This is a genomic window from Mangrovihabitans endophyticus, from assembly GCF_014646155.1.
GTDB lineage: Bacteria > Actinomycetota > Actinomycetes > Mycobacteriales > Micromonosporaceae > Actinoplanes > Actinoplanes endophyticus.
Genome location: NZ_BMMX01000025.1, coordinates 58,577 through 81,724, shown reverse-complemented (window position 1 = coordinate 81,724; position 23,148 = coordinate 58,577). Strand labels below are relative to the sequence as shown.

Sequence of the window (23,148 nt, the reverse complement as noted above, 5' to 3'; positions counted from 1 at the left end):
CCCGCGCGCCCCGGCCTCCCGCCCGCCCCGGCCCTGCCCGCGCGCCCCTGTGCCCCCGCGCCCCCGCGCGCCCCGGCCTCCCGCCCGCCCCGTCTGCCGTCGATCTTGAACTTTGCGCAGTCACTTACCGCCCCAAAAGGGCGCATACCACTCCCGCAAATCTCAAGATCGATGAGCCGGGCCGACGCCACCGCGTCGATCTTGAGGATTGTGGTCGGGAATATCGGTCACGTCCGGTCAGAACGGGCCACGAAAGTACAAGATCGACGCGCACTCCGGGGTCCCGGGTGGGCGGCGGGGCGGGGCGGCGGGGTGGCGGGGCCGAGGCGGCGGGGGCGGCGGGGGCGGGGGTGTGGGGGTGGGTCGTTACCAACCTGGTGTGGGGGACGGGTCAGATGGGGTCGGCCGGGGGGTCCGGCAGCACCTCTGCCAGCCCCTCGGCGATCAGGCTCACCTGCCACGCCCGGGCGCTCAGTCCGCGCAGCATGCCGCCCACCGTGTCGGGGTTGATCTCCTCCGGCGGCGTCCAGGCGAGACGGCGTACGAAATCCGGGCTGATCAGGTTCTCCGGCGGGAGGTTGTGCTCCTGCGCGGTGGCGATCACCACCTGTCGGCACCGTGCCAGCCGGTTCGCGGCGACCGGGTCCCGTTCCGCCCATCGATGCGGCGGGGGCGGGCCCTCCATCGGTTGACTCACCGGCAGCGCGTCGTCCGGCAGCGCGCGCGCCTCGTCCAGCGCGTCCAGCCAGATCCGGGCCAGCCGGCGCACCGAACGGCCACCGAAGCCGGCCAGCGCGAGCAGCGCACGCTCGTCCTTCGGGTCGCGTTCGGCCGCGGCGATGATGGCCGAATCCGGCAGCACCCGGCCGGGTGCCGAGTCGCGGCGGGCAGCCACGCCGTCCCGGGCGTACCACAACGCGCGGACCCGCGACTGGGCGCGGGCACCGCGGATGCGGTGGATGCCGGAGGTGCGCCGCCACGGGTCGGGACGCACCCGGGGCGGGCGGTCGGCGCTGGCCACCAGGGCGGCGAATTCCTCCGCGGCCCATCCCGCCTTGCCCTGGCTCTCCAGCTCGGCCGCGAGCCGATCGCGCAGATCGGTGAGGAGCTCGACGTCCAGGGCCGCGTACGTGAGCCAGGACTCGGGCAGCGGCCGGGTGGACCAGTCCGCGGCGGAGTGGTGCTTCTCCAGGGCGAATCCGAGTAGTTGCTCGGTGAGCGCGGCCAGGCCGACCCGCTCGAACCCGGCCAGCCGCGCGGCCAGTTCGGTGTCGAACAGCCGGCGCGGCTTCATGCCCAGCTCCGCGAGGCAGGCCAGATCCTGGCTGGCGGCGTGCAGCACCCACTCGCAGTCGGCCAGCGCGGCGTCCAGGGTGCGCAGATCGTCCAGGGGCAGCGGGTCGATCAGCACCGTGCCGGTGCCCTGCCGGCGCAACTGGATGAGATAGGCGCGCTGGGTATAGCGGTATCCGGAGGCCCGCTCGGCGTCCACCGCGAGCGGGCCGGTGCCGGCCGCCATCCGGGCCACCACCTCGGCCAGTTCGTCGTGCGTCTCCACCGGGCGCGGGGTGCCCTCGCGAGGGGCGGTCAGCAGGACGGGACCGCCGGATTCCTGGCCGGGCGGCACGTCGTGCGGTCCGTCTTCGTCATGGTCCGGCGTGTCCCGACGATGCTGGGGTGCTTCGTCGGTCACTCCGCTACCGTACGGGGATGCCGCCTCGCGTGGGCGCAGCCGGGTCCCGGCGCGTCGGTTCTCGATCTCTGCACGCCACCCGGTGACATCGCCGCGCGCACCCTGGTGACATCTCCGCGCACCCCGTTGGTGACATCTGCGTGCGCCGTCGGCAGCGTCTCGCGCGTCGAAATTTCATCCCTGGCGGGCTCGTCCGCGGGACCACTTTCATCCGTACTAGTTGCCGTGACGACCGGCTTCGACATGCACGGCGACGGTTTCGGGCGGCGGCGGCCCGCCGATCCGCTGCTCAGCCTGCCCGATCATCCGTCCGGCGAATGGGCGGCGCCGATGCGGCCCCGGCCCGCGGGTCATCCCCGTCCGGCGCGGTTCGGCGACCCGTACCCGTCGATGTTCGAGCCGCCGCAGCCGGCGCCCGCCCCCGTACCGGAACCGATGGCCGCGCCGACGGGCGCGGCCCGGCCGCCCCGGCGCGCTCGTCCGCTGATCTGGCTGCTGGTGCTGGCGCTGCTGGCCGGGGCGGGCTGGCAGGCGTACCGGTTGGAGCAGATCGGGCACGACCAGGACCGGATCGCGGCGCTGCTGGACGGCGAGCAGACCCGATCGTCCGCCCTGGCGCAGCGTGCGGAGCGACTGGAGCGGCAACTGGCCGGCGTCTTCGACCCGGCCGCGATCTCGGCCGCTGTGTTGCCCAGCGTCTTCCGGGTACGCGCCGGCGGGTTCACCGGTACGGCGTTCTCGGTGGGCGCCGCGGCCGACGGTGGCCGGGCGAACCTGATGACGAACTTTCACGTGGTGCGGTCGGTGTTCGAAGCCGGCCGCCGCACCGTCTCGCTGGAACGCGGCTCGGACAAGGTCGCGGCGACGATCGTCAAGGTCAACCGGGACAAGGACCTGGCGCTGTTGCGCACCGACCGGGAGGTGGTGGGTCTCAAGGCCGCCGCCGGTGCCGAGGTGCAGCCGGGTCAACAGGTGGTCGTGGTGGGCGCGCCGCTGGGCCTGGACGACAGCGTGACCACGGGCGTGGTGAGCGCGTACCGGCCGGACGACCCGGACGGGCCGATGATCCAGTTCGATGCGCCGATCAACCCCGGTAACTCCGGCGGCCCGGTGGTGAACGCGGCGGACGAGGTCATCGGCGTGGCCACCGCCAAGGCCCGGGACGCCGAGGGCATCGGCCTGGCCATCCCGATCGCCACGGTGTGCGACACGTTCGGGGTCTGCTGAGCGCGGCCCGTGCCCGGCCCTCAGCCGGCGCCGGCGCGGTGCCGGTCGCTGAGCGCGGTCACGCCGGGTGGCGGCAGCCCGGCGGCCGAGGCCAGCATCGCGCACCAGCCCAACAGGTGCGCGGAGGTCTCCGTGGAGGTGGGCGTCCACGACGCCCGGATCTCCAGGTCCGCGGTCGGCGCGGGACCGGCCAGTTCGCCGTACCGGGTCGAGGTGGTCTGGGTGATCGTGCCGCCGATCGCGGTGTAGCCCGCGGCGTGCTGGTCGAGCGCGTCGGTCAGCCAGGTCCAGGCGACGCCGGACAGCAGCGGGTCGCCGGCCATGTCCGCCTCCAGCTCCGCGGTGATCAGGGCGACCAGGCGCAGCGTGCCACGCCACGACTCGTGCCCTTCCGGGTCGTGCAGCAGGATGAGTCGCCCGCCGGCCACCTCGTCGCCGGATCGCAGCACGGTGGCGCTGAGCGCGAACCCGTACGGCGCGAGGCGCTGCGGCGCGGCGATCTCCTCCAGCAGGATGTCCGGGCGCGGGGTGGCGGTCCGCAGCCCCGCGACGGCGCGTGTGAACGCCTCGGGTTCGGCGGAGGGGGATGCCATATGTCGCAGCCTATGCCGATGGACCGTGTCCATCGTCGATCGGCGCGCCGTGACACCATGTCCCGGTGAGCTCTTCTCCCGACGAATCGGCCTTCGTGCGCGCGTGCCGCGGTCTGGACGTGCCGCACACCCCCGTCTGGTTCATGCGGCAGGCCGGCCGGTCGCTGCCGGAGTACCGCAAGATCCGGGAGGGCGTCGGCATGCTGGAGTCGTGCCGTCGGCCGGAGCTGGTCACCGAGATCACCCTGCAGCCGGTGCGCCGGCACGGCGTGGACGCGGCCATCCTGTTCAGCGACATCGTGGTGCCGCTGGCCGCGGCGGGAGTGGACCTGGACATCGTGGCCGGGACCGGTCCGGTGGTGGCGCAGCCGGTGCGCACCGCGGACGCGGTCGATCGGCTGCGCGTGATCACGGCGGATGACGTGGACTTCGTCGCCCGCGCGGTGCGCCTGCTGGTGGCCGAGCTGGGCGACACCCCGCTGATCGGGTTCGCCGGTGCGCCGTTCACCCTGGCCAGCTATCTCATCGAGGGCGGCCCGTCGCGGACGTACGCGCGAACCAAGGCGATGATGTACGGCGATCCGGAGCTGTGGCACCGGCTGTTGTCCCGGCTGGCCGAGATCACGCTGAACTTCCTCCGTGTCCAGGTGTCGAACGGGGCGAGCGCGGTTCAACTGTTCGATTCGTGGGCGGGCGCCCTGTCCGAGGCCGACTACCGGCGTTACGTGCTGCCGCACAGCACCGCCGTGCTGAGCGGGTTGGCCGGCGCGGGTGTGCCGCGGATCCACTTCGGCGTCGGCACCGCCATGTTGCTGGGCGCGATGGGCGAGGCCGGTGCCGACGTGGTGGGCGTGGACTGGCGCACCCCGCTGGACCGGGCGGTCGCCGCCGTGGACGGCCGGGCGGTGCAGGGCAACCTGGACCCGGCGGCGCTGTTCGCGCCGTGGCCGGTGGTGGCGCAGGAGACGCAACGGGTGCTGGCCGAGGGCCGGGCCGCGCGCGGCCACGTGTTCAACCTGGGCCACGGCGTGTTGCCGGACACCGATCCGGACGTGCTCACCCGCCTCGTGGAGCTGGTGCACCGGGACTCGGAAACCGGCGCCGCGGCGGGCGTGGTGTCGTCCGGTGCACACACCCGGCACCCGGGTGGCCGCGGGGGCGCGTGACCTGACACGCTGGACGGCGTGCGCAAGCGGGTAGCCGTCGTGGGCGGCGGAATCGCGGGCCTGGCGGCCGCCGTGCGGCTTCGCGACCGCGCGAGCGCCGACACCGAGATCATCGTTTACGAGCAGGGCGGCCTGCTCGGCGGCAAGCTGCGCACCGGCGAACTGGCCGGCGGCATGGTCGAGCGGGGCGCCGAGTCCTTCCTGATGAGCGCGCCGGACGGGACCGAGTCGGCGGCGGTCCGGTTCGCCCGGCGTCTCGGCCTGGGTGACCGGCTGGTGCATCCGCGGCCCGCCGCGGCGGCGATCGCGGTCGGCGGCCGGTTGGAGCGGGTGCCGGGCGGCACCCTTGTCGGGGTGCCGCGGGATCCGTCGGCGCTGGGCGCGCTCGCCGCCGCCGCTCCGGGCGCGGACCGCGATCGAGGCCGGCCGTTGCTCGCGCCGGGCGAGGATGTGGCGGTCGGCGCGCTGGTGCGCGACCGGTACGGCGACGCGATAGCCGACCGGCTGGTCGAGCCGATGCTCGGTGGGGTCTACGCGGGCCGGGCGGATCGGCTGTCGCTGGCCACCACGATGCCCGGCCTGGCCCAGGCTGCGCGGACGGCGCACACCCTGAGCGATGCGGTCCGGGCGGCGCAGGAAGCCACCGTCCGGGTGCCCGGCCGACCGATCTTCGCCGCGGTCGAGGGCGGGCTGGGCACGCTGGTCGCCGCGGCCGCCGCCGCGGCCGGCGCGCGGATCAGCCTGGGACTGCCGGTACGCGGCCTGACCCGCACCGGGCACGGCTGGCGCCTGCTGCTCGGCCCGGTGCCCGAACCGCAGTACGACGACGTGGACGCGGTGGTGCTGGCGGTGCCGGCGCGACCGGCGGCCCGGCTGCTGCGGGGTGTCGACACCGACGCCGCCGCGACGGTGTCCGCCCTGGACTACGCGAGCGTCGCGCTTGTCGCGCTGGCGCTGCCGCCGGGCACCCCGCTGCCCGAGCTGTCCGGTCTGCTGGTCCCGCCCGCGGAGGGCACGCTGATCAAGGCGGCCACCTTCGTCACGCGCAAATGGGCGCATCTGGACCGCGACGGCGGACCGGTGACCGTACGGGTGTCGGCCGGCCGGGCCGGCGAGGAGGAGCGGCTGCAGTGCGACGACCGGGTGCTCACCGGCCGGGCGCACGCCGAGCTGGGTGAGCTCATCGGGTCTCCGCTGCCGCCGCCGTTCGCCTCATGGGTGCAGCGCTGGGGCGGCGGGCTGCCGCAGTACGCGCCGGGGCATCCGGACCGGGTGGCGGCGGCGCGGTCGGCGCTGCGTGGCCGGCGTGGCCTGGCCCTGGCCGGCGCCGCCTACGACGGTGTCGGCATTCCGGCCTGTGTGGCCAGCGGCGAGGCCGCCGCCGAAGACGTGTGGAAGGACTTGGAGGAGTCATGAGCGAGGCTCAGAACACCGAGGCTCAGAACACCGAGCCGCAGAACACCGAGGCTCAGAACACCGAGGAGCAGCAGAGCAACGCCGCGCGGGTGCGGGAACTGAACGCCACGATCCGGTACACCATGTGGTCGGTGTTCCGGGCCGCCGCGCCGCTGCCGGCCCTGCGCGACGACCTGTGTTCCGAGGTGGATGCGCTCTTCGAGCAACTGGCCGGCAAGGACGTGGTGGTTCGCGGCACGTACGACGTGAGCGGGCTGCGCGCCGACGCGGACGTGATGGTGTGGTGGCACTCCAGCTCCTCGGACGCGTTGCAGGAGGCGTACGGCCTGTTCCGGCGCACCGGGCTGGGCCGGAGCCTGTCCCCGGTCTGGTCGCAGATGGCGCTGCACCGGCCGGCCGAGTTCAACAAGAGTCACCTGCCCGCGTTCCTGGCCGGCGAGCAGGCGCGCCCGTACCTCTGCGTCTACCCGTTCGTGCGGTCCTACGAGTGGTATCTGCTGCCCGACGCCGAGCGGCGTGCGATGCTCGCCGAGCACGGTCAGATGGCCCGCGGCTACCCGGATGTGCGGGCGAACACGGTCGCGTCGTTCGCCCTCGGTGACTACGAGTGGATGCTCGCCTTCGAGGCCGACGAGCTGCACCGGATCGTGGACCTGATGCGGGATCTGCGGGCCTCCGGGGCACGGCGGCATGTCCGCGAGGAGGTGCCGTTCTACACCGGGCGGCGCCGCTCGACCGCGGAGCTGATCGCCGCGCTGCCCTGATCCGGTAGCTGTGCCGGCCGGGTCATCGGCACGTGCGGGATGCCGTCTTCGAGGTATTCGGGCCCCTCGGCGGTGTATCCGAACCGGGCGTAGAAGCCGGTCAGGTGAGCTTGGGCGGACAGCCGGCTGGGCCGTTCGCCGATCACCGTCAGCGCGTGCGTCATGAGGCGGCCGGCCAGCCCGGAACCCCGCGCGGCGGGTGCCGTCACGACCCGGCCGATGCGGGCCGCGCCGGGCGTGTCCAGGTCGAGGATGCGCAGGTACGCCGCGATCTGTGCGTCGCGGGTCAGCCAGACGTGCCGGGTGCCGGGTTCGGTGTCGCGTCCGTCCAGGTCGGCGTAGTAGCACTTCTGCTCCACCACGAACACGTCGCAGCGCAGCTTCATGATCGCGTAGACGGTGGCCGCATCGAGGTCGCCGAACGACGCTGCGCGCACCGGTTCGCGCTCTTCGGGTGGTGGTGCGGAAAACATGACGTCACCTTAGGCGGCGCGTCGTCACCGGATTCCCAGCCGGTCGTTGTACCGATAGGGCACGGCCCTCGGAGGAATGATGATCAAGAGAAGCAAGCTCTTCGGCAACAAGACCCGTGTGACCTTCTGCCTGCCTGCCGACCAGCCCGCCGGGGCGGTGAGCGTGGTCGGCTCGTTCAACGACTGGGAGCCCGGCACGCACGAGCTGAAGCTGCGCCGCGACGGCACCCGGACGATCACCGTACGGCTCGATCCGGGTCACTACCGGTTCCGTTACCTCGCCAGCGACGGCGTGTGGATGGACGACGACCAGGCGGACGGGGTCGGGCCGCAGGGGAGTGAGTTGCGCCTCTAGGGGTTTGGGCGTCGGTCGCCCGGGGAGTTACTTGACTCGGCAAATTTTTGACCGGCAAGTAATTCCGGAGGAGGATCCGTGGCAGTCAAACTGTCGATCATCTACTACTCGTCGACCGGCACGGTGCACGGCATGGCCGAGCGCCTGAAGCAGGCCGGGGAGAAGGCCGGCGCCGAGGTGCGGCTGCGCCAGGTCGCGGAACTCGCGCCGGCTGAGGCGATCGCCTCGAACGCGGCCTGGAGTCAGCACTTCGACCAGACTAAGGACGAGCCGAAGGCCAGCCCGGACGACGTGGTGTGGGCGGACGCCGTGCTGTTCGGATCGCCGACCCGTTACGGCAACGTGGCCAGCCAGCTCAAGCAGTTCCTGGACGGCCTGGGCCCGCAGTGGGCGGAGGGCAAGCTGGCCGACAAGGCGTACGCGGGCTTCACCGCGACCATGACCGCGCACGGCGGACAGGAGTCCACGCTGCTGGCCCTCTACAACACGATCTACCACTTCGGCGGCGTCGTGGTGGCACCCGGATACACCGATCCGCTCAAGTTCGCCGACGGCAACCCGTACGGCGTGTCGCACGTGACCGGTGGCAGCAATGACGCGCCGCTGACCGACGTGCAGAATGCGGCACTCGATCACCTGGCCGAGCGTGTGGTGGCGGTCGGCGGGAAGCTCGCCCGCGACTGAGTCACGCGGGTCGCCCCCGCCCGGCGACCGGTGTGCGGCGGCCCGGCCGCGACGGATCGTGTGCCGTCGCGGCCGGACTCGGCGACGAGACCCCTGCGCCCGGACGGGGCGGTACGGTGCTCATGAGGCTTTCCCCGAAACACCCAGAAAGAAGTTCATATTTCAGTATTCTGCGGTCATGACCATTCACGAGGGTGCTGACCTGCTGAAAAGGGTGGAACGGTACGAGGCCGCCGTGGCCGAGTTGCGAGCAGCGCATCAGGACGTCAAGGACGTGCTGCTCGACCGGCTGCTGTTCGAGCGCTGGCAGGCCATCGGCGCAGAGCTCGGATTCGCCGGCGCGACGCAGGCGTCCACCGGCCCGGCGACGCAGGCGCTCTCGGCCCCGGTGACGCAGACGTCCTGGAGCAGCCCGACCGGTCCCGGCCACGCGGCGCACGACAGTAGTCCGGTCCGTGAGCCGAGCGAAGCCTGGGCCGGATGAGATAGCCGTGCGGTACTGGTTGCCGGGCACCGGCGCATCGGCGTGGTGGCGGTCGCCCGGCGTGGTAGCGGCCCTGTCCGCGGGTGCCGTCACCGCGACCGTGGTGATCACGCTGGCGGCGACCGCGCCCGCCGCCCCGCGCCACGTGGCCTCCGGTGCGGGCCCGGTCGCTGTCACGGCCCGTCCGGACGCGTCCGCCGCGGGGACGAAGCGGACACCCGCGCGGGGCGCCGGTCGTCCGGTGCGGATCATGCCGTTGGGCGACTCGATCACCGCCGGCATCGGCACCGCCACCTACGACTCGTACCGCCGCGACCTCTACGACCGGCTCGTCGCCGCGGGTGTCGACGTCGACTTCGTCGGCTCCCAGCACGCCGGCACCGGTGCGGACAACGACCACGAGGGTCATTCCGGCTGGACCATCGCCCGGATCGCCGGGAACGTCGACGGCTGGCTGCGCCGGTACCGCCCGGACGTGGTCCTGCTGCACCTGGGCACCAACGACATGCGTAGCGACCAACGTGCCCGCGGCGCGCAGGACCGGTTCGCCGTCCTGATCCGCCGGATCAGGCACCAAGTGCCCGGTGCCCAGATCATGGTGGCCAAGCTGATCGGATCCTCGAAGGAGGCGAATCAGCGCCGCATCGACACGTTCAACGACGCGCTGACCGACATCGTCCGTGCCGCCGGTGCCCGGGTCCACCTGGTCGACCAGAGCAGCGTGCACGGCCTGAGCATGCGCGACACGCTGCATCCCAACGACTACGGCGCGGCGCAGATGGCCTGGAACTGGTATCGCGCCCTGGAACCGGTGCTCAACCACGGCATCGGACGGTGGCCCGCCGGCGTCGACCCGTACCAGGCCCGCCGCGCGTACCTGTGCGAACTGACCGCGACGAAGCCGCGCGACGGATATGTCCCGGTGGTCGAATGCGATTGGTGGCACCGGTCCCGCTCCGACCGCCCCTGGGTGCGCGGCTGACCCCTGTCGCCTGCGCTGAGGTGCGAGGATGTGCCCATGGATCTGCCTGTCACGCCACCCGTCAAGCCGATGCTGGCCAAGCCGGTCGCGGACATCCCGGCCGGGCGGATGTATGAGCCCAAGTGGGACGGCTTCCGGTCGATCATCTTCCGCGACGGCGACGAGGTGGAGATCGGCAGCCGCAACGAGCGGCCGATGACCCGGTACTTTCCCGAGGTCGTCGCGGCGGTGCTGGCCAACTTCCCGGAGCGGGCGGTGATCGACGGCGAGATCATCGTGGCGGACACCGCGCGCAACACCCTCGACTTCGAGGCGCTGCAGCAGCGGATCCACCCCGCGGCCAGCCGGATCAAGCTGCTGTCCGAGCAGACGCCGGCCGGCTTCGTGGCGTTCGACCTGCTCGCCATCGGCGACGAGAATCTCATGGACCGGCCCTTCGCGGACCGCCGTGCGCGTCTGGAGGAGGCCCTCGGCACGGCCCGGCCGCCGATCTGGACCACACCGCTCACCCGGGACGTGGACACGGCGCGGCGCTGGTTCGCCGAGTTCGAGGGCGCCGGGCTGGACGGTCTCATCGCCAAGGACGGTGATCTCGCGTACGAACCGGACAAGCGCGTGATGACCAAGATCAAGCACAAGCGCACCGCGGACTGCGTGGTGGCCGGATACCGGGTGCACAAGTCCGGCGACGACCGCATCGGATCGCTGCTGCTCGGCCTGTACGACGACCGCGACATGCTGGTCTCGGTCGGCGTGATCGGATCGTTCTCGATGGCCGTGCGGCAGGAGCTGTTCGCCGAGATGCAGGAACTGGTCACCACGTTCGACGGCCACCCATGGAACTGGGCCGCCCATGAGCAGGGCGAGCGCACCCCGCGCAAGAACGAGGTGAGCCGCTGGAACAACGGCAAGGACCTCTCCTTCGTGCCGCTGCGCCCGGAACGGGTGGTCGAGGTGCGCTACGACTACATGGAGGGCGCACGCTTCCGGCACACCGCCCAGTTCGAACGGTGGCGGCCCGACCGGGAGCCGCGCACCTGCACATACGAGCAGTTGGAACGTCCCGTGCGGTTCGATCTGGCCGAGGTGCTGAACAGCCGCTGACCGGGGTCGGTTTCGCGAGTGGCCGTCGTGGCTCGTCCGGGACGGCGAAACACAGCAGGGCGATTGGCTAGGGTCTGACGAGGGCCCGCCGGCCCGACAGCTACCCGAGACCCGACAGCTACCCCCAGAAGGGCCGCACCGTGCGTCGACTCCGTCAGCCCACCGGTACGCGCCGGTCCCGGCTCGCCACCGGGCTGCTCGCCGCGATTGTGGCGACCGCCGGGTGCACCGTGCCGGCCTTCGCCCCGGACGGCGGGAGCGTCGCGGCGCCGGCGCCGTCCGGCGGTGCGCCGGCGCCCGCCGTGCCCGGCACGCGCGCCGACTGGCAGCCGTGCCCGCAGGTGCCGCGTCAGCTCGTCGGTCAGGGGGCTCCCGGGATGAGCTACGACTGCGCGTCGGTCGCGGTGCCGCGGGACTGGACCGATGCGCAAGCCGGCGACACGTTCGACGTCGCGATGATCCGGATCCGCGCCCAGTCGCAGACCGACCGGATCGGCTCGCTGCTCGTCAACCCCGGCGGCCCCGGCGGCTCCGGCATCGACCTCGCGGTCTACCTGTCGTTCGGGCAGCGGCTGGGTGGCCTGCCGTCGGAGATCACCGACCGGTTCGACATCATCGGCTTCGACCCGCGCGGGGTGAGCCGGTCCGACCCGGTCAAGTGCATCGGCGGGGACGACCAGGACGCGCTGTTCGCGGCCCCGCCGGACCCCGTCGAGCAGGCGGAGTTCGACCAGGTGGTGGCGCTCAACAAACGGGTGGCGCAGGGGTGCGCAGACAAGTACGGCGACGAGTTGTCGCTGTTCAGCACCGAGCAGGCGGCCCGGGACATGGACGCGATCAGGTCGGCGGTGGGCGACGCCAAGACGACCTACCTCGGTTACTCGTACGGCACGCTGCTCGGCGCCACGTACGCGCAGCTCTTTCCGGAGCACATCCGCGCGCTGGTGCTGGACGGCGCGATCGACCCGAAGCAGGATTTCGTGGCCGGGTCCGAGTCGCAGGCCAAGGGCTTCGAACGGGCCTTCACCAACTTCACGAAGTGGTGCAGCGGGCACGCCGGGCAGTGCCCGATCGCGCCGGACGCGCGCGGTGCGGTGACCGACGCGCTCGCCAAGGCGAAGGCGTCGCCGGTGCGCGGGCGTGACGGGCGGGACGCCACCAGCGGCTGGGTCTTCGTCGCGTTGATCTCGTCGCTCTACACCGAGTCGGGCTGGCAGAAGCTGGCCCGCGCGGTGGACGACCTGCAAGCCGGCGACGCGGACGGGATCTTCGAGCTGGCCGACCAGTACGCCGAACGCAGGCCGGACGGCAGCTATCCCAACCTGTTCGACGCGAACTTCGCGGTGAACTGCGCGGACGCGGTCAACGTCCCGGGCGTGGCGGAGATCCGCCGGTTGCAGGGGGAGTGGCGGACGAAGTACCCGTTGTTCGGGGCGGCGCTCGCGACCGGCATGCTGCCGTGCGCCTTCTGGCCGGGCAGGCACGACCCGTACCCGACCGGGGCGGCGGTCGGTGCCCCGCCGATCGTGGTGGTGGGCACCACCGGGGACCCGGCCACGCCGTACGAGAACACCGCGGAGCTGGCCCGCATGCTGGGCGACGGGCATGTGCTGACCTGGGAGGGCGAGGGGCACACGGCCTATCCCTCGACCACGTGCATCGTGGACGCGGTGGACGCCTATCTGATCGATCTGACCGTGCCGCGCGAGGGGCTGCGCTGCCCGGCCCGGTGAGGCGTGGCCGTGCCAGGATGGCCGCATGCTGACCTACCGTTGCGCCGCGCGCGCGGACGTGCCGGTCATCCTGGAACTGCTGGCCGACGACGACGTGGCACGGGAACGCGCGGCGCACGGCGAACCGGTCTCGCCGAGCCGGGACGCGGCGGTCTGGGCGGCGTTCGAGGCGATCGACGAGGACCCCCGCAACGAGCTCATCGTGGCCGAGCGCGACGGCGCGGTGGTCGGCACGTTTCAGCTCACGTTCGTCCCGTCGCTGAGCCGCGGCGGCGCCGAGCGGATGATCATCGAGGCCGTGCGGGTGCGGAGCGACCTGCGCGGACGAGGGCTGGGGCGGGACATGATCCGGTGGGCGCTGGACCGCGGCCGCGCCCGGGGGTGCGGGATCGCCCAGCTCACCACGGACAAACGGCGCCGCGACGCGCATCGGTTCTACGCGTCGCTCGGCTTCGCGGCTTCGCACGAGGGCATGAAGATCGCGCTGTGAGGCGCGCTGGTCTCAGCCGCGTGGCCGGTCGCGGTCCTTGGACGGCTGCACCCGCTTCGGCTCGCCGGGCATTTTCGGATGATCCGGCGGGTACGGCAGGTCGCCCAGGCCGTTCCTCTCGTCCCGCTCCGACCATTCGAGCAGCGGCGTGAGGTCGTGCGCGACGTCGTCGATGGCGGCGTGCGGGTCGCCGCGCTCGGCCAGCCGCTGCGGCACCGTCCGCAGGTCGAAGTCGTCCGGCTGCACGTCGCCCAGTTCGTCCCAGGTGACCGGGGTGGACACGGTGGCCCGCGCGTTGGCCCGCAGCGAGTAGGCGCAGGCGATGGTGCGGTCGCGAGCCATCTGGTTGTAGTCCAGGAACACCCGGTCGCCGCGTTCCTCCTTCCACCAGGCGGTGGTGATCCGGTCCGGATCGCGGCGTTCCACCTCACGGGCGAGCGCGATGGCGGCCCGGCGCACCTGCACGAACGTCCACTCCGGCCGGATGCGCAGATAGACGTGCACTCCACGGCCGCCCGAGGTCTTCACAAATCCGGTCCAGCCGAGGTCGTCGAGCACCTCGCGGATCCGGCCGGCGCACCGTGCCACCTCGGCGAACCCGATGCCCGGCTGGGGGTCCAAGTCGACCCGCAACTCGTCGGGGTGGTCCGGCGAGTCGCCGCGCACCGGCCACGGGTGGAACACCACGGTGCCCATCTGTGCGGCCCAGGCGACGTGGGCCAGGTCCGCCGGGCACAACTCGTCCGCCGTACGTCCGCTGGGGAAGGTGATGGTGGCGGTGGCGATCCACGGCGGCACGCCTCGGGTAGGGATGCGTTTCTGGAAGAACATCTCGCCGTCGACGCCGTCGGGGAACCGCTGCAAGGTGGTCGGGCGGCCACCGAGCGCCCGCATGATGCCGTCGCCGACGGCCACGTAGTACTCGAAGACGTCGCGCTTGGTGAATCCACGCCCCGGGAAGATCACCCGGTCGGGGCTGCTCAGCCGCACGTCACGGCCGTCGACTTCGAGCTGCAACGCCGGTGTCTTGCTCGCCATGACGAGACCCTATGCCAGACGGTCGCCGGCCGGGGGTGTTGCGGAGAAGGAAAAGGGCCGCCGCATCCGCGAGGGATGCGGCGGCCCCGTGCTGCGCCTTCCGGACTGCTTCCGGCAGCGCCGGGTCAGGCGTTGCGGCGGCGCCGGGTGTACCAGACGATGGCCGCGCCACCGGCGATCAGCAGGGCGCCGACGCCGAGGGTCACGCCCGCCTGGGAACCGGTCAGCGGCAGCGTCGCCTCGTCGGGGCTGACGCCGCCGGCCGGCCCGGCGGCGGGCGCCGTGGTGGCCGGGCTGGTGGTCGGGCTGGTGGTCGGCGGAACCGTGTTGATCGTCGCGCTCGGCGTCGGCGCCGTGGTCGGGCTCACGCCGCCGTACCCCGGGTTGCCGCGCTCGTCGTCGACCTCGTCCATGCCGCCCGAGCCGTCGGTGTCCTCGGCTTCGTCGCCGTTCTCCTCGGTCTCGTCCCCGGCCTCGGTCTCGTCGCCCGGACCCTCCTCGGTCTCGTCGGTGGCCCCTTCTTCGTCGTCGTAGCCGTAGCCCTCGCACTTGATGCGCGTGTCCTCGGCGCACCCGGCGGCGCGGAGCACCGGCGCCGCGGCGGTGAGGCCGGTGCCGGCGGCCGCGGCCGGTGCCCCGGTGAAGGCCAGGACGGCGAAGGCGGAGACGCCCAGGGCGGGCAGGCCGGCGGCCAAGCGGCGGGTGAAGGTCATGAGGAGTTCCGTTCTGTTGTGGATTGTCCGAATATCGGAGGCATCTTAACCGCGAATGTCTGTTTTGTCGGCATCCGGGGGTGTGGCCCAGCCCTCAGGCGGTCAAGCCCTGCTCCGCCCCGCGGGGCCACGGCACTGCCCTCAGGCGGCCACGCCGCCGAAGCGGTGGCTGCGCCACAGGTGGACCAGTTCGGAGAGCTTCAGATCGAATTGCGGGTCGGTGGCGAACAGCTCACCGGTGTACGGGGCGCTCAGCCGCACGCTGCGGCCACCGACCAGGTACACCGACACCACCGTGCGGTTGCCCCGCCGTTCCGCGCGCAGGTCGACCACCGAACTCCACGGTTCGAGCGCGCGGGGCGTCCGAATGCCCTGCTTCGTCGCCAGTCCGCGCCCGCGGGCACGGAACATCAGGCACGCCGCCGCGCCGAACAAGGGCGGCGCCAGCGCCAGTACGGGCCACAACCACCACGGCGGCCCGGTGCCCGTCCAGCCGGTGGTGGCCACGGTGGCGGACAATCCGGCGGTGATCGCAACCGCCGCGGCGACCGAGCCCTGGCAGAGGCCACCGGCCACCGCCTGCCGTCGAGTCGGCCGGAAACGTGCCTCTCGCATGACGAATCCAACGCGCGCGGCGGCGTCCGGCACGCACTCCCAGTGCGACGTACCGTTGACACATGACCTCTGACGAGTCCACCCTGCCGGTCACCGAGGACGAGTGGCGGGTCCGCCTCACCCCTGCCGAGTTCCGCGTCCTGCGCCAGGCCGGGACGGAACCGGCGTGGTCCGGCGAATATGTCGACACGAAGACGGCGGGGATGTACCGCTGCCGCGCCTGCGGGGCGGAGCTGTACCCGAGCGACACGAAGTTCGACAGCCACTGCGGCTGGCCGTCCTTCGACGACGCCATCCCGGGCGCGATCAAGGAGATCGAGGATCGCAGCCACGGCATGGTGCGTACGGAGATCCGCTGCGCGAACTGCGACAGTCACCTGGGGCATGTGTTCCGGGGTGAGCGCCTCACCGAGAAGGACACCCGGCACTGCGTGAACAGCCTGTCCATCCGGCTGGACCCGCGAGACACGCCGTAGCGCGCCCGCGGCGGCGTCCCGTCCGGGCAGCCGCGCCCGCTAGGGTGATCGGCGTGCTTCGCCAGGTCGTCGCCACCCGATACGTCACGCCCCTGCGGGAGGGTGGCTCCCTGCCCGGCATCGTCGAGGCGGACGACCTGGGCACCTACGTCGTGAAGTTCCGCGGTGCCGGGCAAGGTCCGAAAGCGCTCGTCGCCGAGGTGATCGCCGGCGAGCTGGCCCGCCGGCTGGAGCTTCCGGTGCCCGACCTGGTGGTCGTCGACTTGGACCCGGTGGTGGCCCGCGCCGAGCCCGACGAAGAGGTGCAAGCGCTGATCAAGGCGAGTGCGGGCGTCAACCTGGGCATGGACTTCCTGCCGGGCGCCCTCGGGTACGACCCGGCGGCGCATCCGGTGGACGCCGACCTGGCCGCTCGGGTGCTGGCCTTCGACGCGTTCGTGGAGAACGCGGACCGGAGCTGGCGCAACCCCAATCTGCTGGTCTGGCACGGTCGGCTCCGGCTCATCGATCACGGAGCGACGCTGTACTTCCACCACAACTGGGCACGGGCCGAGGCGGTGGTGCACCGGCCCTACCGCACGGACGATCATGTGCTTCTCCCGTACGCGACGGGACAGTCCGACATCGCGGAACGGCTGACCCCGCGCCTCATCGACGAGGTGGTCGCGATGGTTCCGGAGGCATGGCTGGACGATCCGGAGGCCGAGCGTGCGGCGTACGTGGCGCATCTGAGCGCGCGCGCCGCGCGGCCGGAGGCGTGGATGCCGTGAGGACGCCGTACGAATACGCGATCATCCAGGCGATGCCCCGAGTGGAGCGCGGCGAGGTGATCAACGTCGGGGTGCTGCTCTACTGCCATCGCCGGGATTTTCTGCGGGCGCGGACCCACCTGCATCCGGATCGGCTGCGGGCGCTGGACCCGGGCGCCGACGTCGAGGCCGTCCGCGTGGCGCTGGAATCCTGGGAACGGACCTGCACCGACGCCGGCACGCCCAGCCCGATGACGCAGGGCGAGCGTTTCCGGTGGCTGGTGGCGCCGCGGAGCACCGTGTTGCGGGCCGGGCCGGTCCACATGGGACTGGCCGCGGACCCGGGGGCCGAGCTGGAGCGGTTGCTGGATCTGCTCGTACGGTGACCGGCGCCGACGCGGAATCCGAAGATCATTCGGCACCAAGGGATCAATTCCCGCGCTGCGGGTAAAGACACTGCCATGACTTCACGGGTGGTGGTGCTGACCGGCGCGTCGAGCGGGATCGGGCGGGCGGCGGCCGGCGCCTTCGCGGCACGGGGTGATCGGCTCGTACTCGCGGCGCGTGGGCTGGCCGGGCTGGAGTCGGCGGCGGCCTCGTGTGGCGGGACGCCACTGATGGTGCCCACCGACATCACCCGTGCGGTGGAGGTGGAAGCGCTGGCGGACGCCGCCGTCGAGCAGTTCGGCCGCATCGACGTCTGGGTCGACACGGCTGCCGTGATGGCGTACGGGAAGTTCGAAGACGTGCCGGCGCACGTCTTCGACCGAGTGGTGGCGACGGACCTGCTGGGCCCGGCCAACGTGGCACGCGTCGCGCTGCGGCGCTTCCGTCGCCAGGGTCGCGGCACCCTGATCCTGTGCGGTTCGCTGCTCGGGCACATCACCGCTCCGCAGATGGCGCCCTATGTCACGGCGAAGTGGGGTGTGCGCGGTCTGGCCCGCACGTTGCGCCAGGAGACCCGGGACGCGCCCGGCATTCACGTCTGCATGGTGTCGCCGGGCAGCACCGACACCCCGATCTTCACCAGCGCCGCCAACTACGCCGGTTTCGTGGGGCGTCCGCCGCCCCCGGTGGATCCCCCGGAACGGGTGGCGGACGCGATCGTCCGGCTGGCCGACCGGCCCCGCGCGGACGTCTCGGTGGGTGCGGCCAACCGGGTCATGGAGTTCGGCTTCGCGGCGTTGCCCCGCGTCTACGACGCGCTGGTCGGGCCGATGATGAGCCGCCTCGGCCTGAGTCGGCGGGCGACCGCGCCGCAGAACGGCAACGTGTTCGCCCCGCAACGCGGGTCCGGCGGCAGGCCGGGCGGGTGGAGCCGCGGCGCGGTGGGCGCCACGCTCGGCGGCGCGGTGGGTGCCGGCACGGCGGTCGCGGCCCTGGCGCTCCGCAAGATCCGGGACGCGGGTGTGTCGTCCTCGCGATGAGGACCCTGCGATGAGGACCCCTGCGGTCTCAGGCGGGTCCTTGCCGGCGCACCTCGTCGACGTGCGCCATCGCGGAGCGCAACTCGGCCAGCCAGTCTTCGCTGTGCTGACCGACCAGCTTGACGCACCAGGCCAGGGCCTCCGAGCGGGACCGCGCCACGCCGGCCTCGACCAACGTGTCGAGCACCTGGCGTTCGGGCTGGCGCAACCGGGTCATCACCGGCGCGGCGAGGTGCGTGAAAAGCTCGGCGGTGTCTCCGCACCGGAGGCCCCACGCCACCTTGCGCTGGTAGCGATGCTCCACTTGACGAGCGACCCGGATGCGATCGTTGCGGGTGTCCTCGCGGAACTGGTTGATGCGTCCGGACTGGGCGGCGGCCCGGTCGGCCTCGGTCGCCTCGGCGGCGAGCTCCGGCTGAGGCAGCCGTCCCCAAACGATGATCTCATCGCGGTCGATGACCACCTCGGGCGGTTCGGTGAACCACCCCTCGGTCACGGCGCCGGTGATCCAGGCGGCGGCGTCGTCGGCGGGCGGCGGTTCGGTGCGGCTGCCGGGCGGGGTGTGGTGGCGCATGGCGTCCTCCGGGTCGATGGTGTGGCTGGGTCGATGGTGTGGCTGGGTCGATGGCGTGAGTATGATTACCTGATTACATCATTACACACCAGATTCATGGCCCGTGGCTCTGCGGGCGGTGCGCGTGTGACGGCTGTTGCCCGCCCTGCCGCCGGGACAGTGCGCCGCACTACAAGCGGTGGCCAAGACCACGCGCCGCCGGTCAGACTGGCTGCTGGGACGCGTTCACCAGGAGGACATTGCGCATGGCGAAACAGGGACGGATCGGCACCTTCGTGGCTCTGGGACTGGGTGCCACACTGGCGTGGGCAGCGCGGGACATCCCTCGGCAGATGGGTGGCCGCGCCGCCGGCGAGCGGGCCCGCCGGCGGGACGCGTCACCGCAGTTCGCCGACGGCAAGTTCCGCAACCCCGTGCCGTCCAGCCCCTCACCGATCACCTTCGCCTCGATGCCCGCCCTGCTCGCGAGGACGATCGGTGGACGTGAACGCCGCCGGCCGCACGTGCCGGTGCCGCTGCTCAAGCCCGACACCGGCGGTGCCGCCGACGGCCTGTTCGTCACGTGGTACGGCCACAGCTCCGCCCTGATCGAGCTGGACGGCCGCCGCGTCCTGCTCGACCCGGTGTGGAGCGATCGTTGCTCGCCGTCCCGGCTGGCCGGGCCGAAGCGTCTGCACGAGCCCCCGGTGGCGCTGCGCGAACTGCCGCCGCTGGACGCCGTGGTCATTTCGCACGATCACTACGACCACCTCGACATGGTCACCATCCAGAACCTGGTGGACCTGCAGGCGGCGCCGTTCCTGGTGCCGCTGGGCGTCGGCGCGCATCTGGAACGCTGGGGCGTGCCGCCCGGCCGCATCGTGGAGCTGGACTGGCACGAGAAGGCCACGGTCGCGGGCATCGAGCTGACCGCCACCCCGGCCCGGCACTTCTCCGGGCGCCGATTCGACCGGGACAGCACGCTGTGGAGTTCATGGGTGATCGCCGGACCCACGCGTAAGGCGTTCTACTCCGGCGACACGGGCTATTTTCCCGGCTTCGCCGAGATCGGCGCGCAGTACGGTCCGTTCGACGTGACCCTCGTGCAGGTCGGCGCGTACGGCGACGAGTGGCCGGACATCCACATGACGCCCGAGGACGGGGTGGCCACCCATGTGGACGTCCGCGGTGGGCTGATGATCCCGGTGCACTGGGCGACGTTCGACCTGGCGCTGCACGACTGGTCGGAGCCGGCGGACCGGGTGTGGCGGGAGGCGAAGGCCCGCGACGTGGCGCTGGCGGTGCCGAGGCCGGGTGAGCGCGTGGACGTCGACCAGCCACCGGCCGTCGACGGGTGGTGGCAGTCGGTGGCGTGAGCGCCGATCCACCGCACCCGTGTAGCGGGGGCGGGTAGCCTCGACCGGCATGGAAGATCCGCGCGCGACGCGCCTGTTCGGGGACGGTCTGGTCGCGCCCGGCGACCTCGCGGGGAGCCCGTTCCGGGTGGATCGGGACCGGATCGTCAGCTCACCGTTCTTCGCCCGGCTCGGGGGCGTGACGCAGGTGATCAGTCCGGGCGGCTCGGGGCTGCTGGTGCACAACCGGCTCACGCACAGCCTCAAGGTTGCCCAGGTCGGCCGGGCCATCGCGGAGCGGGTCGCCGGTGACGCGGACATCGTCGAGAAGCTGGGCGGCTGCGACCCGGACGTGGTGGAGGCCGCCGCGCTCGCGCACGACCTCGGCCACCCGCCGTTCGGGCACCTCGGTGAGCGGGTGCTCGACCAGCTCGCCCGGCAACGGCTGCAATTGCGTGACGGATTCGAAGGCAACGCCCAGTCGTACCGGATCGTGACCAGCACCGAGATCCGCGGGCAGGCGACCATCGGCCTGAACCTGACCGCCGCCGTCCGGGCGGCCATTCTGAAGTATCCCTGGACCCGGCGTACGCACCCGGAGCCGCATCCGCGCTTCATGGACCCGACGCCGCGGGGCGCCGCCGCATCGCCGGATGATCCGGATGCCGGGTCGGTGAAGTTCGGCGCCTACTCCACCGAGGTGGACGACATGGTGCAGGCGCGGGCGCCGTTCGCCGGGCGGGTGGCCGATTGGCAGCAGACGGTCGAGGCGTCGGTGATGGACACGGCGGACGACATCGCGTACGCGATCCATGATCTGGAAGACGTGCACCGGGTGGGTGTGCTGCAGCCGGGCATGGTCGCCGCCGAACTGGCGGCGTGGCAGCGGTCACCGGGCGAGGATTCGGCCATCGAGTCGCTGCGGCGCCAACTCCATCGCAAGGATCCGTGGATCGCCGACGACCAGGCTTTCGCCGCGGCGGTCGAGCAGGTGCGCGCGGAACTCGCCGACGGCCTGCTCTCCGCGCCGTTCGACGGTTCACTCGAAGCGGAAGCGCAGGTCGCGGCGTTCTCCGCGCGGTGGACACGCTGGCTGGTGGATGCGGTCGAGGTGGCCGGTCAACCGGCCGTCCGTTCCGGTCACGTGCAGCTAGCGCCGGGCCAGTGGCATGAGGTGCAGGTGCTGAAGTTCGTGCAGAACCGTTTCGTGCTGGCCCGCCCGGACCTGGCGCTTCACCAGCGCGGCCAGGCGCGGCTGTTGGCTTCCCTGGTGGAGGCGCTGCTGGCTTGGCTGACCGATCCGGACGAGGCCGAACGCATCCCCAGCCGGATCCGCGACCTGGTGGAGCTGGCCGAGGCGGAACTGCCGGACGGCACGCCCAACCTGATCGGCGTCGCCCGCGGCCGAGCGGTGATCGACTTCGTGGCCGCGCTGACGGACAGCCAGGCCATCGGTTTGATGGAGGTGCTCTCCGGGCGCTCCCGGCAATTGTGGACCGACGCCTTCGTGCTCTGAGACGGCCTCGCCGCCGCGCGGCCTAATTCACGCTGTCGCGCATGCGCTGCTCGGCGGCCGCGCTGCGGATCACCATCAGCCGCAGTTCGAGCTCTTCGGAGACCATCGCGGCGAGGTGCTCCAACGCCATCAACTGCCGGCGAGACGCGTCGCGCGGGCGGTTGTCTATCACGTTGACCGTGCCCAGCCGGTAACCGTCCGTGGTGCGGATCGGCGCCGCCGCGTAGAACCGCAGGCCCAGTTCGCCGCGGACGAGCGGGTGCGCGAGCGTACGCGGATCCACCGCCGCGTCGTTGATGACATAGACGTCGTCCTGCGCGATCACCGAGGCGCACAGGCCGGGCTCCTTACCGACCTCGCGGATGCCGCTCAGGCCCTGGCAGGCGGCGAGCCACACGCGGTCCTGCTCGACCAGGGACACCGTTGCGATGGGGGTGTCGAACAGCGCGCCCGCCACGAACGCGATCCGATCGTACTCCTTCTCCACCGGCTGATCCACCAACTGGTAGCGGCGCACCGCGGCCAGCCGCGCCTGTTCCTGAGCGCCGACGGCATCGAGGTAGGGGTAGTCGGGGGAGTACTCGAAACCGTTCGAGGACGCGGAGCCGTAGAGCGTCACGACAGCCTCCCTAGCGCGGAAAACACCGACTGGACGGCTTTCGAGCTTAGTGACATTTTCCGGTACGCAAGGGTGCCGGCGAGCAGAAATGCCGGGCCCGCGCGCTCATCGCCGTGAATGTCGCACAATCTGTCGGCCGGACGGGCCACACGTCGGACGGGCCACACGTCGGACCGGCCACACGCCGGTCAGGCGGAGCCCGCCTCCTCGGCCCACACCCGCCAGTTGTCGAGCACGCCGTAGAGCGCGGGCGTCAGCCATCCCGGCGCGGAGCGACGGAAGACCCCCGGATCCATCGCGCCGGCGCCGTCCGGCAGCGCGCCGACCAGGTGCGGGACCAGCTCGCTGAGGTTGGCCCAGTGCACCAGTTCCGGCTCCGCGGGCCAGGCGCCGAGGACCACCCCGGCCGGTACGCCGCGACGGCCCAGCGCCTCCAAGGTCAGCGCGGTGTGGTTCAGGGTGCCCAGGCCGGCCCGGGCCACCACGAGCGCGCGGACGCCCAGGGTGGTGGCCAGGTCGGCGAGCGTCCACGGCTCGCCGGAGGGGCGCACACCCATCGGCACCAGCAGCCCGCCGGCGCCCTCGACCAGCACCAGGTCGTGGCCCTCGGCCTCGGCGCGTACCGCGTCCACCACCTCGTAGAGCTCCAGCGGCGGCAGATGCGCGACCCGCGCGGCAGCCAGCGGCGCCAGCGGATCCGGATAGGACGCGAGGGTCCGCGTGGTGGCCGGCGCGGCGAGCCGGGTCACCAGCTCGATGTCGGTGGGCGCGCCGCCGGCCACCCCGGTCTGCCCCGGCTTGATCACCGCGACGCGGAGCCCGGCGGCGGTCGCTGCGGCGGCCACCGCCGAGGTCGCGATGGTCTTGCCGACGTCGGTGTCGGTGCCGGTGACCAGCACGACGCCACGCCACTCGCCGGTCTC

At 72.3% G+C, this 23,148-nt stretch carries 26 protein-coding genes; 17 read left to right on the top strand and 9 right to left on the bottom strand.

Annotation, left to right across the window (positions count from 1 at the left end):
• Positions 1-391: 391 nt before the first annotated feature.
• Positions 392-1,693 carry a ribonuclease D gene (locus tag IEY73_RS23010; RefSeq protein WP_189081368.1) on the bottom strand — a complete coding sequence of 434 codons (1,302 nt, stop codon included), beginning with the start codon at positions 1,691-1,693 and terminating at the stop codon, positions 392-394.
• 225 nt (positions 1,694-1,918) lie between these two features.
• Here IEY73_RS23010 and IEY73_RS23005 point away from each other — a divergent pair, with 225 nt between their 5' ends.
• On the top strand, positions 1,919-2,920 hold the full coding sequence (locus tag IEY73_RS23005; RefSeq protein WP_229716059.1) for a S1C family serine protease: 1,002 nt from the start codon (positions 1,919-1,921) through the stop codon (positions 2,918-2,920).
• A gap of 20 nt (positions 2,921-2,940) precedes the next feature.
• Here the strand turns inward: IEY73_RS23005 and IEY73_RS23000 are convergent, their stop codons facing one another.
• Positions 2,941-3,513, bottom strand: a complete 573-nt coding sequence (locus tag IEY73_RS23000; protein ID WP_189081367.1) for a DUF3000 domain-containing protein — start codon at positions 3,511-3,513, stop codon at positions 2,941-2,943.
• Between the two features lie 65 nt (positions 3,514-3,578).
• On the opposite strand from IEY73_RS23000, the gene hemE reads away from it, so the two are divergent.
• From hemE to hemQ, 3 genes are all read left to right on the top strand, one after another.
• Entirely contained in the window at positions 3,579-4,679 is a 1,101-nt protein-coding gene (gene hemE, locus IEY73_RS22995) for a uroporphyrinogen decarboxylase (RefSeq protein WP_189081366.1), read from the top strand.
• Positions 4,680-4,697: 18 nt separating this feature from the next.
• The gene (gene hemG / locus IEY73_RS22990) at positions 4,698-6,095 is read left to right on the top strand and encodes a protoporphyrinogen oxidase (protein WP_373292854.1); all 1,398 of its coding nucleotides are present in this window, start codon (positions 4,698-4,700) and stop codon (positions 6,093-6,095) included.
• Positions 6,096-6,217: 122 nt separating this feature from the next.
• Positions 6,218-6,859, top strand: coding sequence for a hydrogen peroxide-dependent heme synthase (hemQ, locus tag IEY73_RS22985; protein ID WP_229716062.1), 642 nt, complete (start codon positions 6,218-6,220; stop codon positions 6,857-6,859).
• Here hemQ and IEY73_RS22980 read toward each other — a convergent pair.
• Positions 6,808-7,332, bottom strand: coding sequence for a GNAT family N-acetyltransferase (locus tag IEY73_RS22980; protein ID WP_189081364.1), 525 nt, complete (start codon positions 7,330-7,332; stop codon positions 6,808-6,810). The two genes, hemQ and IEY73_RS22980, sit on opposite strands and share 52 nt — an antisense overlap.
• 79 nt (positions 7,333-7,411) lie before the next feature.
• Here IEY73_RS22980 and IEY73_RS22975 point away from each other — a divergent pair, with 79 nt between their 5' ends.
• From IEY73_RS22975 to IEY73_RS22945, 7 genes are all read left to right on the top strand, one after another.
• Entirely contained in the window at positions 7,412-7,687 is a 276-nt protein-coding gene (locus tag IEY73_RS22975; protein WP_189081363.1) for an isoamylase early set domain-containing protein, read from the top strand.
• 78 nt (positions 7,688-7,765) lie between these two features.
• On the top strand, positions 7,766-8,371 hold the full coding sequence (locus IEY73_RS22970; protein WP_229716058.1) for an NAD(P)H-dependent oxidoreductase: 606 nt from the start codon (positions 7,766-7,768) through the stop codon (positions 8,369-8,371).
• A 178-nt stretch (positions 8,372-8,549) separates the two neighbouring features.
• Positions 8,550-8,855 carry a hypothetical protein gene (locus IEY73_RS22965; protein WP_189081362.1) on the top strand — a complete coding sequence of 102 codons (306 nt, stop codon included), beginning with the start codon at positions 8,550-8,552 and terminating at the stop codon, positions 8,853-8,855.
• A 7-nt stretch (positions 8,856-8,862) separates the two neighbouring features.
• Positions 8,863-9,837: an SGNH/GDSL hydrolase family protein gene (locus IEY73_RS22960; RefSeq protein WP_189081361.1), complete on the top strand. Its 975-nt coding sequence runs from the start codon at positions 8,863-8,865 to the stop codon at positions 9,835-9,837.
• Between the two features lie 36 nt (positions 9,838-9,873).
• Positions 9,874-10,941 (top strand): ATP-dependent DNA ligase, encoded by a 1,068-nt coding sequence (locus tag IEY73_RS22955; protein ID WP_189081360.1) that lies wholly within the window; start codon positions 9,874-9,876, stop codon positions 10,939-10,941.
• 140 nt (positions 10,942-11,081) lie between these two features.
• Positions 11,082-12,674, top strand: coding sequence for an alpha/beta hydrolase (locus IEY73_RS22950; protein WP_229716057.1), 1,593 nt, complete (start codon positions 11,082-11,084; stop codon positions 12,672-12,674).
• Between the two features lie 25 nt (positions 12,675-12,699).
• Positions 12,700-13,164: a GNAT family N-acetyltransferase gene (locus IEY73_RS22945; protein ID WP_189081359.1), complete on the top strand. Its 465-nt coding sequence runs from the start codon at positions 12,700-12,702 to the stop codon at positions 13,162-13,164.
• 12 nt (positions 13,165-13,176) lie between these two features.
• Here the strand turns inward: IEY73_RS22945 and ligD are convergent, their stop codons facing one another.
• From ligD to IEY73_RS22930, 3 genes are all read right to left on the bottom strand, one after another.
• Complete coding sequence (ligD, locus tag IEY73_RS22940) at positions 13,177-14,202, bottom strand: non-homologous end-joining DNA ligase (RefSeq protein ID WP_189081358.1); 1,026 nt, start codon at positions 14,200-14,202, stop codon at positions 13,177-13,179.
• Between the two features lie 125 nt (positions 14,203-14,327).
• On the bottom strand, positions 14,328-14,915 hold the full coding sequence (locus IEY73_RS22935) for an LPXTG cell wall anchor domain-containing protein (protein ID WP_189081357.1): 588 nt from the start codon (positions 14,913-14,915) through the stop codon (positions 14,328-14,330).
• A gap of 141 nt (positions 14,916-15,056) precedes the next feature.
• On the bottom strand, positions 15,057-15,530 hold the full coding sequence (locus IEY73_RS22930) for a hypothetical protein (RefSeq protein ID WP_189081356.1): 474 nt from the start codon (positions 15,528-15,530) through the stop codon (positions 15,057-15,059).
• Positions 15,531-15,592: 62 nt separating this feature from the next.
• Here IEY73_RS22930 and msrB point away from each other — a divergent pair, with 62 nt between their 5' ends.
• The 4 genes from msrB (at position 15,593) to IEY73_RS22910 (ending at position 18,182) form a co-directional block, all read left to right on the top strand.
• Complete coding sequence (gene msrB / locus IEY73_RS22925) at positions 15,593-16,006, top strand: peptide-methionine (R)-S-oxide reductase MsrB (protein WP_189081355.1); 414 nt, start codon at positions 15,593-15,595, stop codon at positions 16,004-16,006.
• Positions 16,007-16,059: 53 nt separating this feature from the next.
• Positions 16,060-16,776 (top strand): HipA family kinase, encoded by a 717-nt coding sequence (locus tag IEY73_RS22920; protein WP_189081354.1) that lies wholly within the window; start codon positions 16,060-16,062, stop codon positions 16,774-16,776.
• Positions 16,773-17,141: a DUF3037 domain-containing protein gene (locus IEY73_RS22915; protein WP_189081353.1), complete on the top strand. Its 369-nt coding sequence runs from the start codon at positions 16,773-16,775 to the stop codon at positions 17,139-17,141. Before IEY73_RS22920 ends, IEY73_RS22915 begins: the two co-directional genes overlap by 4 nt.
• Before the next feature lie 75 nt (positions 17,142-17,216).
• On the top strand, positions 17,217-18,182 hold the full coding sequence (locus IEY73_RS22910; RefSeq protein ID WP_189081352.1) for an SDR family NAD(P)-dependent oxidoreductase: 966 nt from the start codon (positions 17,217-17,219) through the stop codon (positions 18,180-18,182).
• Between the two features lie 28 nt (positions 18,183-18,210).
• On the opposite strand, the gene abmR is transcribed toward IEY73_RS22910, so the two are convergent.
• Complete coding sequence (gene abmR, locus IEY73_RS22905; protein WP_189081351.1) at positions 18,211-18,756, bottom strand: ATP-binding transcription factor AbmR; 546 nt, start codon at positions 18,754-18,756, stop codon at positions 18,211-18,213.
• Positions 18,757-19,001: 245 nt separating this feature from the next.
• Between abmR and IEY73_RS22900 the strand changes: the two genes are divergently transcribed.
• Positions 19,002-20,111 (top strand): MBL fold metallo-hydrolase, encoded by a 1,110-nt coding sequence (locus IEY73_RS22900; RefSeq protein ID WP_189081350.1) that lies wholly within the window; start codon positions 19,002-19,004, stop codon positions 20,109-20,111.
• 49 nt (positions 20,112-20,160) lie between these two features.
• The gene (locus IEY73_RS22895; RefSeq protein WP_189081349.1) at positions 20,161-21,606 is read left to right on the top strand and encodes a deoxyguanosinetriphosphate triphosphohydrolase family protein; all 1,446 of its coding nucleotides are present in this window, start codon (positions 20,161-20,163) and stop codon (positions 21,604-21,606) included.
• A 22-nt stretch (positions 21,607-21,628) separates the two neighbouring features.
• On the opposite strand, the gene IEY73_RS22890 is transcribed toward IEY73_RS22895, so the two are convergent.
• Complete coding sequence (locus IEY73_RS22890; protein WP_189081348.1) at positions 21,629-22,225, bottom strand: GAF domain-containing protein; 597 nt, start codon at positions 22,223-22,225, stop codon at positions 21,629-21,631.
• Positions 22,226-22,413: 188 nt separating this feature from the next.
• Positions 22,414-23,124: a dethiobiotin synthase gene (bioD, locus tag IEY73_RS22885; RefSeq protein WP_189081374.1), complete on the bottom strand. Its 711-nt coding sequence runs from the start codon at positions 23,122-23,124 to the stop codon at positions 22,414-22,416.
• Positions 23,125-23,148 lie beyond the last annotated feature (24 nt).

Excerpts from the sequence above, each read along its gene's own strand:
- IEY73_RS22975 (WP_189081363.1), top strand. The coding sequence starts at position 7,412 with ATGATCAAGAGAAGCAAGCTCTTCGGCAACAAGACCCGTGTGACCTTC.
- hemQ (WP_229716062.1), top strand. The coding sequence starts at position 6,218 with ATGTGGTCGGTGTTCCGGGCCGCCGCGCCGCTGCCGGCCCTGCGCGAC.
- IEY73_RS22955 (WP_189081360.1), top strand. The coding sequence starts at position 9,874 with ATGGATCTGCCTGTCACGCCACCCGTCAAGCCGATGCTGGCCAAGCCG.
- IEY73_RS22895 (WP_189081349.1), top strand. The coding sequence starts at position 20,161 with ATGGAAGATCCGCGCGCGACGCGCCTGTTCGGGGACGGTCTGGTCGCG.
- IEY73_RS22910 (WP_189081352.1), top strand. The coding sequence starts at position 17,217 with ATGACTTCACGGGTGGTGGTGCTGACCGGCGCGTCGAGCGGGATCGGG.
- IEY73_RS22965 (WP_189081362.1), top strand. The coding sequence starts at position 8,550 with ATGACCATTCACGAGGGTGCTGACCTGCTGAAAAGGGTGGAACGGTAC.
- IEY73_RS22935 (WP_189081357.1), bottom strand. The coding sequence starts at position 14,915 with ATGACCTTCACCCGCCGCTTGGCCGCCGGCCTGCCCGCCCTGGGCGTC.
- IEY73_RS22945 (WP_189081359.1), top strand. The coding sequence starts at position 12,700 with ATGCTGACCTACCGTTGCGCCGCGCGCGCGGACGTGCCGGTCATCCTG.
- IEY73_RS23000 (WP_189081367.1), bottom strand. The coding sequence starts at position 3,513 with ATGGCATCCCCCTCCGCCGAACCCGAGGCGTTCACACGCGCCGTCGCG.
- IEY73_RS22980 (WP_189081364.1), bottom strand. The coding sequence starts at position 7,332 with ATGTTTTCCGCACCACCACCCGAAGAGCGCGAACCGGTGCGCGCAGCG.
- abmR (WP_189081351.1), bottom strand. The coding sequence starts at position 18,756 with ATGCGCCACCACACCCCGCCCGGCAGCCGCACCGAACCGCCGCCCGCC.
- IEY73_RS22930 (WP_189081356.1), bottom strand. The coding sequence starts at position 15,530 with ATGCGAGAGGCACGTTTCCGGCCGACTCGACGGCAGGCGGTGGCCGGT.
- ligD (WP_189081358.1), bottom strand. The coding sequence starts at position 14,202 with ATGGCGAGCAAGACACCGGCGTTGCAGCTCGAAGTCGACGGCCGTGAC.
- IEY73_RS22900 (WP_189081350.1), top strand. The coding sequence starts at position 19,002 with ATGGCGAAACAGGGACGGATCGGCACCTTCGTGGCTCTGGGACTGGGT.
- msrB (WP_189081355.1), top strand. The coding sequence starts at position 15,593 with ATGACCTCTGACGAGTCCACCCTGCCGGTCACCGAGGACGAGTGGCGG.